This is a genomic window from Parahoeflea olei (assembly GCF_001703635.1).
GTDB classification, from domain to species: domain Bacteria; phylum Pseudomonadota; class Alphaproteobacteria; order Rhizobiales; family Rhizobiaceae; genus Hoeflea; species Hoeflea olei.
The window spans coordinates 587302-598067 of record NZ_LQZT01000001.1 but is presented as its reverse complement, the minus strand read 5'-3'; the positions used below and the strand labels follow the sequence as shown (position 1 = coordinate 598067).

Below are 10766 nucleotides of genomic sequence, written 5' to 3'. Positions count from 1 at the left end.
CCGTTCACATACACGATGTCGCCGCTGGTGGCGCTCGGCATGATGGCCGGCATCTACAACGGCTCGATGTATGGCGGCGCCATTCCCGCAATCCTGATGCGGATTCCGGGAACGCCGTCGGCGGTGGCGACCACCTTTGACGGCTATCCGCTGGCGCAGGCGGGACGGGCAAAATACGCGCTGCAGATCGCGCTCGCATCCTCGACCGCCGGATCGGTGATCAGCGCCATTGCGCTGATGGCGATCGCGCCGCCGCTGGTGTCGCTGGCGCTGCAGTTCGGGCCGGCGGAATATTTCTGGGTTGCGGTGTTCGGGCTGACCAGCGTCTCGCTGCTGCTCGCGGGTGCGCCGGCAAAGGGCCTTGCCTCGGCCATGATCGGCGTGGCGGTGGGCCTTGTCGGCATGGACCTGATGACCGGTGCGGAACGGCTCGTCTTCGGTGTCCGCCATGTCGCCGGCGGCATCGACCTTGCGGTGATGCTGACGGGCCTCTTTGCGATCCCGCCGGCGCTGTCGATGCTGGCGTTCCACGACGGCGGCGAGAGCCGCTCCGACATCTCCGGCGCCGGCCTGTCGATCCGCGAAGGCCTCGGCCTCGTCAAGACCTGGATCCGCTCGGGTCTGATCGGCGTTGTCATCGGCATCATGCCCGGCGCGGGCGGCAATCTCGCGGGCATTCTCGGCTATGCCGAGGAGCGGCGCGCGGCCAAGGATTCCTCGCTGTTCGGCAAGGGCGATCCGCGCGGCATCGCCGCTTCGGAATGCGCCAACAACGCCGACAATGCCTCCTCGCTGATCCCGACGCTGGCGCTCGGCGTGCCTGGCAATTCGGTGGCGGCGCTGATGATGGGCGCGATGCTGATCCAGGGCCTGAACCCGGGGCCGGCGCTGTTCGCCCAGCATGCGGATGTCGTCTACGGCTTCATGTGGCAGATGCTGATCACGGCGTTCCTGATGTTCGGACTGGGACTGGTCGGCGCCAAGCTGTTCGTCAACATGCTGCGCATCCCCGCGGCGCTGCTGGCGCCGATGATCCTGATCATCTGCAGCCTCGGCACCTATGCCTCCACCAACGCGATGGCCGATGTCTGGCTGATGCTCGGCTTTGGGGTGGTCGGCTACGTGCTTTCCCGCTCGGGCTATCCGATCGCGCCGATCGTGCTTGGAGCGATCCTCGGTCCGATGGCGGAATCCTCGTTCCGGCAGGCGCTGCTGATTGCCCGCGGCGATCCGCTGTCCTTCGTCTCCTCGCCGATCTCGATCATTCTCGTCATCCTGATCGCCATCATCCTGGCGCTTCCGCTGTGGCGCGGCCGCGCCAAGGCGGTGGCGCTCACCTGACGCGGCCTCCGCGCCGCCCAACTCAACAAACAGCACAGGCAGACCATGGACACCCGCAGCAAGGCGAACGAACTGATCAGCATCAACCCCGCCACCGGCCAGGAGATCGCGCGGGTGGCCGTGACAACGCCGGACCAACTCGACGCCGCCGTCGCCCGCGCGCGGACCGCCTTCGAGACCTCCGGCTGGAAGGACCTGATGCCGCATAAGCGCGCCGAGGTTCTCACGGCGATTGCGGCGGGACTGCTCGCGGAAAAGGAAGAGCTCGCGACCCTGCAGATGCGCGACAACGGCAAGCCGATCGCGGAATGCCGGGGCATGGTCGACTATGCGGTCGGCACCTTCCGCTACTACGCCTCGGTTTGCGAAACGCTCGAGACCGAGGTGACGCCGCGGCGGGGCGATTATGTTTCGTTCACGGTGCTCGAGCCTTACGGGGTGGTTGCGGCGATCACGCCCTGGAACTCGCCGATCATGAATGACGCGGCCAAGGTGGCCCCGGCGCTGGCGGCCGGCAATGCCGTGCTGCTCAAGCCGTCGGAGGATTCTCCGCTGCTGGCGCCCGAACTGGCCCGCATCGCCGCTGCCGCCGGTCTGCCGGACGGATTGCTGCAGGTCGTGCAGGGCAGGGGGGCGGATATCGGCGCCGCGCTCGTCGCCCATCCCGGCGTGAGCATGATCTCGTTCACCGGCGGCACCACCACGGGGCGTGCGATCGGTCGCGTCGCCGGCGACCGCATCGTGCCGGTCGCCCTGGAGCTGGGCGGTAAATCGCCACATGTCGTCTTTGCCGACGCCGAAATGGATCATGCGGTCGCGGCCGTCGCTGCCGGCATCTTCGGCTCCTCCGGCCAGTCCTGCGTGGCGGGCTCCCGGCTGCTGGTCGAAGAAAGCGTCTATGACGAGGTGGTCGCCGCACTGGTCGCGCGCGCCAACCGCATCGTCGTGGCCGCTCCCGACCAGAAGGGCGTGGAAATGGGGCCGCTTGCGTCGTTCCATCACCGCGACCGGGTCCACGCCTTCGTCGAGCGCGCGCGAAGCGAAGGCGGCGAGATCCTGTGCGGCGGATCGGCGCCGGAGGGCGCGCGCTATGCGGACGGCGCCTATTACCTTCCCACCATCATCGCCGGCCTGTCCGCCGATGCGCTCTCCTGCCAAGAAGAGGCCTTCGGGCCGGTCCTCGTGGTGCTGCCGTTCAAGGACGAAGCCGAGCTGATCCGCATGGGCAACGGCACCGCCTTCGGCCTTGCCTGCGGCATCTGGACCAATGACTTCAAGAAGGCCTGGCGCGTCGGCCGGGCGCTCGAGGCCGGTTCCGTCTGGATCAACACCTACAAGCAGTCTGTCACCAGCACGCCGTTCGGCGGTTTCAAGAACAGCGGCATCGGCCGGGAAAAGGGCGTCGACGGCCTCCGGCTCTATGCCCAGGTCAAGAGCATGTATTTCGGCCTGCACGAAAACCCGCTTCCGATCGCCAAGTAATCCCTTTTCCTCTTGTTCAGCTATTTCTGGAGTTCGAATGACCGATATATCGAAAGTTGCCGTCTACGGCCTCGGCAATATGGGTTTCCCCCTGGCAAGGCGCATTGCGGCCGGTTTTGCGGTCCAGGTTCATGACCTGAGCAATGATATGCTCGCCAAGGCGAAGGCCGAGCTCGACGCCGAGCCGATCGCCCGGCCGGAAGATCTTGCTCAGACCCCCGTCGTCGTCCTGTGCCTGCCGAGCCCGAAGATCTCGATGCAGGTGCTGCGGCAGATCGCGCCGCATCTTCCCAAGGATGCCGTGGTGGTGGAGACCTCGACGGTCAATCCTGCGGATGTGCTTGCCTGCCAGGAAATCGTGGCTGCCTTCGGCATCCGCATCATCGATGCATCGCTGCTTGCCGGTGTGAGCCAGATGGAGGCGGGCAGCGCGACCCTTCTCGTCGGCGGTGATGCGGACGCCATCGACGCCGCGAAGCCCGTGCTCGATGCGATTGCCGAGAAGCAGATCGTCTTTGGTCCCTTGGGGACCGGTGCTGCCGCCAAGGTCATCAACAATGCCGTGGCCCATGCGGTCATGGTGGTGGTCGCCGAGGCAGGATCCATGGCAACCGCGACGGGCGTGTCGATCGACAAGCTGGTCGGCCTGCTGTCGGACCCGCAGATGGGGCTGCACCGTCCGCTCACCTACCGCTTTGCCAAGCGCGTGGTGGAGGGCGATTACGAAGGCGGCATGCCGCTCGACGCGGCGCGCAAGGATTCGCGGCTGGCGCTGGAACTGGCGCAGTCGGAAGGCATACCGCTGTTCGCCATCCAGGCCTCCCACTCGGTCTACGAGATGGCGGCGCGCGGCGGCTATGCCCGCGAGGATTATGCGGCGATCGCAAAGCTGTGGGCGGACTGGAATGTCCCGACCGTCCCGGCTGCGGCAACCGACAAGTAGACGCACACGCCATGGCCCTGCTTCTCGCTCGGGGAGCAGGGCCATGCTCCGGCGGCAGGCGCCGCCGATCCTCCTGCTCCCGCTACCGCTGAAGACGGCATTCCGGCTGTCGCGGCCACGGCAGCAGCTCTATCGCACGCTGCCGATCGAAATCGCGCCAGCCTGCGCGGCCGGCCCGTCCACGAGCGCCGCGGGGCGGATGTCTCGGGACCGGACCCGAGGCCGACTGCACTCTCCATTTTCCAATCACCCGCCTGCCTCTCTGACAACGGCCCGGATCCGACCGATCCCGCCCGCCTTGCGGCAGAACCGGCATTCCGTGCCGCGCCCGGTTATCCTTGCTCGGATGCCCCGGTCTCTCCCTCTTAATCCTGCGCGCGGGCGCTCCCTGTTGCGCGTCACCTGGGCATTTTTGCTGCAGTGCAATCGATTGCAATTGGTCTTGCAATCGAATGCAAGGCGTGGAACAACTTCTTGCGGCACATTTTATGGGAGATGAAAAGTGAAGCTACGCACAACAATCGCAGCGCTTGCTGCGTCCGTGATTTCCATTGCATCCGCAGGAGCCGAAGAGTTCACCATTGGCTTGTCCAATGGCTGGGTCGGCTCCGAATGGCGGACGCAGATGATCGAAGAGGCAGAGGCTGCCGCCGCCGCATGGGCCGACCGTGGCGTCACCGTCAAGGTCGTGGTCCAGAGCGCGAATGTGGACGTGCCGGGGCAGATCGCCCATGTCCGCAACTTCCTCAACCAGGGGGTGGATGCGGTCATCATCAACCCCAACAGCCCGACTGCCTTCGACCCGGTCTTCGCGCAGGCGAAGGACGCCGGCGTGCTGGTGATTTCCACGGATGCCGAGGTGTCCTCGCCGGACGCCACCTATGTCGGCATTGATCAGCAGGCCTGGGCCGAAGCGGGGGCCGAATGGCTCGCCAAGACGCTCGACGGCAAGGGCAAGGTGGTCGCCATCAACGGCGTTGCCGGTCATCCGGCCAACGAGATGCGCGTCGCAGGCTACCGCAAGGTCTTTGCCGAACACCCCGGGATCGAGATCGTCAACGAAGTGAACGCGAACTGGGACCAGGCCCAGGGCCAGCAGGCAATGCAGAACCTGCTCGCCACCTATCCCGATATCGACGGCGTCTGGGTGCAGGACGGCATGGCCGCCGGCGCCTGGCGGTCGATCCAGGATTCGCCCCAGGCCGGCAAGATTGCCGCGACCGGCGAGATCCGCAAGGACTTCATCGACCTGTGGGTCAAGGACGAGCTGAATTCCGGCGCCTCCGTGAACCCTCCCGGCGTGATGGCGAGCGCGCTGAACGTGGCCGTGCTGATGCTTCAGGGTCGGGAACTGAAGGAGCCTGCGACCGCGGGCCAATATGGCAATGCGCTGTATCTGCCGATTCCGTTCATCGACGCGTCGAACCTGCAGGAAGTGGCCGCCGAGCTTGAAGGCAAGCCGGGCTTCTATTCCTACACCAGCGCGCTGAGCATCGACGACGCGGAAGCGCTCTTCAAGTAGTCTTCGCCCCCACTCCGGCCGGCCCGTCAGCGGGCCGGCCCCTTTTCCGAAAACAACATGGTGGATGTCATGCCGAGACTTCGTCTCAAGGGTGTGAGCAAGCGGTATGGAGCGACCATTGCGCTCGGCCGGGGCGATCTCACTCTCATGTCGGGTGAAGTGCATGTCCTGATGGGATCCAACGGATCCGGCAAGAGCACGCTCAGCAAGATCATTGCCGGCAGTGTGCGGCCCGATGACGGGGTGATCGAATGCGACGGATCGGTCGTGACGATCCCCAGCCCGCGCGCGGCACGGGATCTCGGCATCGCGGTCTTCTACCAGGAACTGAGCCTGGCGTCCCACCGCAGCGTGGTGGAAAACATCTGCCTGCCCCGGCTGAGCGGCACCGGCGGGCTGTTTCGCAACCGCGCCGGGATGGCGGCGGCAGCGGCGCCGTTCATCGCGCCTTTCGAAAGCGTTCTCGGCGACGGTTTCGGCCTCGATGTGCCGGTGGGGCGTCTGCGTGCGGATCAGCGCCAGCTGGTCGAGATCATGAAGACACTGGCCGCCGAGCCCGACATTTTCATTTTCGACGAACCGACTTCGGCGCTCGACCGCGCGCAGGTCGACTGTTTCATGACTGTCCTGCGCAAGCTCAAGGCCGAGGGCAAGAGCATCATCTTCATTTCGCACCGCATGGACGAGATCTTCGAGATCGGCGACCGGGTGACGATCATTCGCGACGGGGAAACGGTCAGCACCTCGGCCCTTGCCGACACCAGCATGGACGAGATCCTGCGCACCATGACCGGCGAGGAAGCGCCCGGACCTGCGGTGCCTGCGGTCGCGGCTGCCCCTCACGTGGCGCGGCAACCGTCCATCAAGCTCAAGGTGTCAAATCTCGTTGCGCCCGGCGTGAACTCTGTCTCGTTCGAACTGGCGGCAGGCGAAATTCTCGGCTTTGGCGGCCTGCATGGCCAAGGGCAGTCTGCCGTGCTGCGGGCGCTGTTCGGGACTGCGCCCACGCGGTCCGGCGACATTGAGGTCGGGGCCACGCGCCTGAAGGGCAATTCCCCCCGCGCGTCGATCCGCGAGGGACTTGCCTATGTGTCGGGAGACCGGGCTCGTGACGGGGTGATCGACGGACGTTCGATCCTCGAGAACACCGTGCCGATCTACGCCTTGAAAAACCATCTCATCACCGCCTCTCCGCGCTCGCTCGGAACCCGGGCAGCGGACGCGCTCGAACAGTTGCAGACCAAGTACCAGTCGTTGTTCCACCCGATCAGTTCGCTGTCGGGAGGCAACCAGCAAAAGGTCATCGTCTCGCGCTGGCTGATGGCGCCGCCGCAGGTGATGCTGCTCGACGACCCGACCAAGGGTATCGATATCGCCTCCAAGACGGAGTTGTTCCGGGTGCTGCGCGACCTGGCAGCCGACGGCATGGCGATCCTTTTGTATTCATCGGAGGACGCGGAATTGCTGGAGAATTCCGACCGGGTGCTGGTGTTCAACAACGGCCGCACCGTGCGCGAGCTCAGGGGCGACGAGCGCACGCGCTATCACCTCTATCATGCAGCCTACGAGGCCGCGTGATGAGCATGCCGCAAAGCACGTCCCGGCAGCGTTCCGTGTTCGAGCGCTTTCCCTTTATTCCGGCGCTCGGCATTCTCGTGGCGCTGCTCATTCTCAATGGCATCGCCGAGCCGCGGAGCATGTCCTACGGCGCCATAACCGGGCTGATCAAGACCTATCTGGCGCTGATGTTCCTCGCCGTGGCGCAGTCCTTCGTGGTGTTCTCCGCCGATATCGACCTGTCGGTGGGCGCAATCCTGTCGCTGGTCAATGTGGTGGTCGTCGTTCTCATCGAACGGCTGGGCGGTGGGCCGGACAGCGTGCTGCTCGCCTGCCTGGTCGGGGTCCTGGTCGGCACGCTGGCCGGCGTTTTCAATGGCTTGGTGGTGGTCGGGCTGCGACTGCAGCCGATCGTGGCCACCTTCGCGACCGGGATCGTGTTCACGGGCCTCGCCCTGTGGGTCCTGCCGGTCGCGGGCATGCCGGTGCCGCAGGCGTTCTGGCGGACCTATGGCGGCCGGATTTTCGAGATTCCGTTCGTCTTCTATGTGGTCATCCTGCTGGCGGTGTTCATCTGGCTTGCGGTCAGAACCAAATACATCATCGAGTTGATGGCGGTCGGAGACAACCGGCTTGCCGCCTACCAGAGCGGATTGCCGGTCACGCGCATCCGCATCAAGGCCTTCGCCCTGTGCGGCCTGCTGTCCGCTTTTGCCGCGCTTTGCATCATCGGCGACACGGCCAGCGGTGACCCGGTGGTCGGCAACGCCATGACGCTCTACAGCGTTGCCGCCGTCGTGCTTGGCGGCACGGCGCTGTCGGGCGGCTCGGGATCGCTGCTCGGATCGGCCATCGGCGCGCTGATCCTCGGCCTGATCAATTCCTTCGTCTTCTTTGCCGGGGTGTCGTCCGAATGGCAGAATTTTGCCCAGGGCGTCGCCGTGCTCGTCGCGCTGATGGCGGGCGTGCTGGTGACGCGGAGGATCAGCAAATGACCAGGCTGTCCACCTCAATCGCGGATCTGGTCCGCACACCCCTGGTCGTTGCGCTGAGCCTGATCCTGGCCCTGCTGCTGCTCGGCGAGCTTCTGTCGCCCGGATTTGCCTCTTCCTCGCAGATCATGCGCCTGCTGATCGTGGCCTCGATCCTCGGTGTCGTCGCCGCGGGGCAGAACCTGGTCATTCTCGGCGGGCGCGAGGGGATCGACCTTTCGGTCGGCGGGGTGGTCTCTCTGAGCGCGGTGATCGCCGGCAACATGATGCAGGGAAGCGATGCCGGCATCATTCCGGCGATCCTTGCGTGTCTCGCGACGGGTGCTTTCTTCGGGCTCCTCAACGGCCTCGGCGTGACCCTGTTGCGCATTCCGCCGCTGATCATGACGCTCGGCATGCTCGGCGTCCTGCAGGGACTTCTGGTGGTGGTGCGCAGCGGCATTCCGTCGGGCCTGGCGGCGCCGGGGCTGGCGCGCTTCGTCACGCAGCCCTTCCTGTTCGGCGTGCCCGGGATGATCTGGCTGTGGGGCGCAATCGGCGTGCTGATGGCGCTGCTGCTCAGGCGAACCCTGTTCGGCTACCGGGTCTATGCGATCGGATCGAACGAAAATGCCGCCCGGATGGCGGGCGTTCCGGCCGACCTGATCCGCATCAGCCTGTTCGTGCTGTCGGGCATGTTCGCGGCGGTCGCGGGCTTCTGCATCATCGGCTATGCCGGCTCGTCGTTCTCCAATGTCGGCGCCCAATACATGCTGCCGTCGATCATCGCCGTCGTGCTGGGCGGCACGCCACTCTCGGGCGGCAAGGGCGGCTATACCGGCACCATGGCCGGTGCGGTGCTGCTGATCGTGTTGCAGAGCATCCTGACCACACTGAACATCGAGGAAGCCGGCCGCCAGTTCGCCTTCGGCGCGACATTGCTCGTGCTGATGCTGTTTTACGGACGCGGCAAGGCCCTGCGCGGATGAGAGCACCGGTCCGCCCCAATCTCAAGGACATCGCCCAGCGGGCGGGGGTTTCGACATCCACGGTGTCGCGTGCCTTGAGCGGGTCCAGCCTGATCGCCGAGGCGACGGTGGACCGGATCCGGGCGCTGGCCGACGAGTTCGGCTATCGCCCGAATGTCCGGGCCCGCAATTTCCGCACCCAGAAGACCATGGCGGTGCTGATCGTTGTCCGCGATATCGGCAACCCGTTCTACCTCGAGGTTTTCAAGGGCGTCGAGCGTGTGGCGCGGCAAGCCGGCTATTCGGTGCTGATGGCCAACACCGAGGGCGACCGGGAGCGCGAGGTTGAGTATTTCGAGATGCTCAGCGACGGCCTCGCGGACGGCATGATCCTGATGACGGGAGCGGTTCCCGGCTCCGTTCGGAAAAGCGCCCGAGGCTTCGACAATGTCGTCGTGGCGCTCGAAATGGTCGAAGATTTCCATGTGCCGCAGATCCTGATCGACAACGAGGCGGCCGCGGTCGCAGCCGTCAACCACCTGATCGGGCTCGGCCATACCCGCATCGCCCATATTGCCGGGCCGATTCCCGAAGGCATGAGCATCCGCAGGCAGAAAGGCTACGTCCTTGCGATGCAGAAGGCCGGGCTTGAGATCCCTCCCCATTATGTGTGCCGGGGCGATTTCACGCTTCAGAGCGGCGAGCGCTGCGCGCGTGCACTGTTAAGCGGCGAAGGCAGGCCGAGCGCGATTTTTGTCGCCAATGACGAAATGGCTTTCGGCGTAATCCGTCACGCCTGTCAAATCGGTCTGAACGTGCCGGCGGACCTGTCCGTCGTCGGCTTCGACAATATCGCCTTCAGCGAAGCGTTCCTGCCGTCGCTGACCACCATCAGCCAGCCGCGGCTCGATATCGGCGAGCGTGCCATGTCCGTCCTGCTCGACCTGATGAACGGCAAGAGCCTTCCCGCTGATCCCACCATCCTGCCGACCCAGCTCCTGGTTCGCGAAACCACCGCGGCGCCTCCTGCCGCCCTGCTTGATTGAAGAAAGAGGTCCTGATCATGACTGCTCCAGCCCGTCAAACGCTCCGTATCGGAATGATCGGAACCGGCTTCATCGCCGAGTTTCACCTGCGCTCGCTCTTGGGTGTGCGCAATGTCAGCGTCGCGGGCGTCTTTAGCCGCCACGCGGAAAACCGGGCACGCTACGCCAAGCTCGCCAATGATCTCGAACTCGGGCCCTGCAAACCGTTCGAGACGCTGGAAGCGATGCTGCAGGATGAGACGATCGACGCGGTCTGGATCCTCTCGCCCAACCACACCCGGCTCGACATCATGCGCACCATCCATGCCGAGGTGACCGCCAAGCGCTCGAAGGTGTTTGCCGTCGCCTGCGAGAAGCCACTGGCGCGGACCATTGCCGAAGCCCGGGAGATGCTCGAACTGGCTGAGACGGCCGGGCTCAACCACGGCTATCTCGAAAACCAGGTGTTCTGCACGCCGGTGCTGCGCGGAAAGGAAATCATATGGCGGCGGGCGGCCTCGGTGACCGGGCGCCCCTATCTTGCGCGGGCGGCGGAAGAACATTCCGGCCCGCATGCGCCGTGGTTCTGGCAGGGCGACAAGCAGGGCGGCGGCGTGCTTTCGGACATGATGTGCCACAGTGTCGAAGTCGCCCGCCATCTGCTGACCGAGCCCGGCGCCAAGCGCAAGTCGCTTCGCGTCAAATCCGTCAACGGAACGGTCGCAAACCTGAAATGGACGCGCCCGCATTATGCGGCGCAACTCACCGAGCGCTACGGCATCGCCGTCGACTACCGCAACCGGCCGTCCGAGGACTTTGCCCGCGGAACGATCCTGCTCGAGGACGAGGAAGGCAATGAGCTGGTGATCGAGGCGACCACGTCCTGGGCCTATGTCGGCGCGGGTCTGCGTATCCAGCTCGAACTGCTCGGCCCCGAATACTCGATGGAGTTCAACT

General features: G+C 65.3%; 8 protein-coding genes and 1 pseudogene. All 9 read left to right on the top strand.

Annotated elements, in window-relative coordinates; genetic code table 11:
* Positions 1-1341, top strand: a 1341-nt coding sequence (locus tag AWJ14_RS02750) for a tripartite tricarboxylate transporter permease (protein WP_245304103.1), incomplete at its 5' end; no start/stop codon positions are given.
* A gap of 45 nt (positions 1342-1386) precedes the next feature.
* Complete coding sequence (locus tag AWJ14_RS02745; RefSeq protein ID WP_066174576.1) at positions 1387-2823, top strand: aldehyde dehydrogenase; 1437 nt, start codon at positions 1387-1389, stop codon at positions 2821-2823.
* A 37-nt stretch (positions 2824-2860) separates the two neighbouring features.
* Complete coding sequence (locus AWJ14_RS02740) at positions 2861-3766, top strand: NAD(P)-dependent oxidoreductase (RefSeq protein WP_066174574.1); 906 nt, start codon at positions 2861-2863, stop codon at positions 3764-3766.
* Positions 3767-4286: 520 nt separating this feature from the next.
* Positions 4287-5288: a substrate-binding domain-containing protein gene (locus AWJ14_RS02735; RefSeq protein ID WP_245304109.1), complete on the top strand. Its 1002-nt coding sequence runs from the start codon at positions 4287-4289 to the stop codon at positions 5286-5288.
* A gap of 69 nt (positions 5289-5357) precedes the next feature.
* Positions 5358-6866 carry a sugar ABC transporter ATP-binding protein gene (locus AWJ14_RS02730; protein WP_066174844.1) on the top strand — a complete coding sequence of 503 codons (1509 nt, stop codon included), beginning with the start codon at positions 5358-5360 and terminating at the stop codon, positions 6864-6866.
* Positions 6866-7840 carry an ABC transporter permease gene (locus AWJ14_RS02725; RefSeq protein WP_066174567.1) on the top strand — a complete coding sequence of 325 codons (975 nt, stop codon included), beginning with the start codon at positions 6866-6868 and terminating at the stop codon, positions 7838-7840. Before AWJ14_RS02730 ends, AWJ14_RS02725 begins: the two co-directional genes overlap by 1 nt.
* Positions 7837-8805: an ABC transporter permease gene (locus AWJ14_RS02720; protein WP_066174563.1), complete on the top strand. Its 969-nt coding sequence runs from the start codon at positions 7837-7839 to the stop codon at positions 8803-8805. Before AWJ14_RS02725 ends, AWJ14_RS02720 begins: the two co-directional genes overlap by 4 nt.
* Complete coding sequence (locus tag AWJ14_RS02715; protein ID WP_066174559.1) at positions 8802-9830, top strand: LacI family DNA-binding transcriptional regulator; 1029 nt, start codon at positions 8802-8804, stop codon at positions 9828-9830. The genes AWJ14_RS02720 and AWJ14_RS02715 overlap by 4 nt, the downstream gene beginning before the upstream one ends.
* 17 nt (positions 9831-9847) lie before the next feature.
* Positions 9848-10766: pseudogene (locus AWJ14_RS02710) on the top strand (Gfo/Idh/MocA family protein); the annotation flags it as partial.

Excerpts from the sequence above, each read along its gene's own strand:
- AWJ14_RS02745 (WP_066174576.1), top strand. The coding sequence starts at position 1,387 with ATGGACACCCGCAGCAAGGCGAACGAACTGATCAGCATCAACCCCGCC.
- AWJ14_RS02740 (WP_066174574.1), top strand. The coding sequence starts at position 2,861 with ATGACCGATATATCGAAAGTTGCCGTCTACGGCCTCGGCAATATGGGT.
- AWJ14_RS02730 (WP_066174844.1), top strand. The coding sequence starts at position 5,358 with ATGCCGAGACTTCGTCTCAAGGGTGTGAGCAAGCGGTATGGAGCGACC.
- AWJ14_RS02725 (WP_066174567.1), top strand. The coding sequence starts at position 6,866 with ATGAGCATGCCGCAAAGCACGTCCCGGCAGCGTTCCGTGTTCGAGCGC.
- AWJ14_RS02720 (WP_066174563.1), top strand. The coding sequence starts at position 7,837 with ATGACCAGGCTGTCCACCTCAATCGCGGATCTGGTCCGCACACCCCTG.
- AWJ14_RS02715 (WP_066174559.1), top strand. The coding sequence starts at position 8,802 with ATGAGAGCACCGGTCCGCCCCAATCTCAAGGACATCGCCCAGCGGGCG.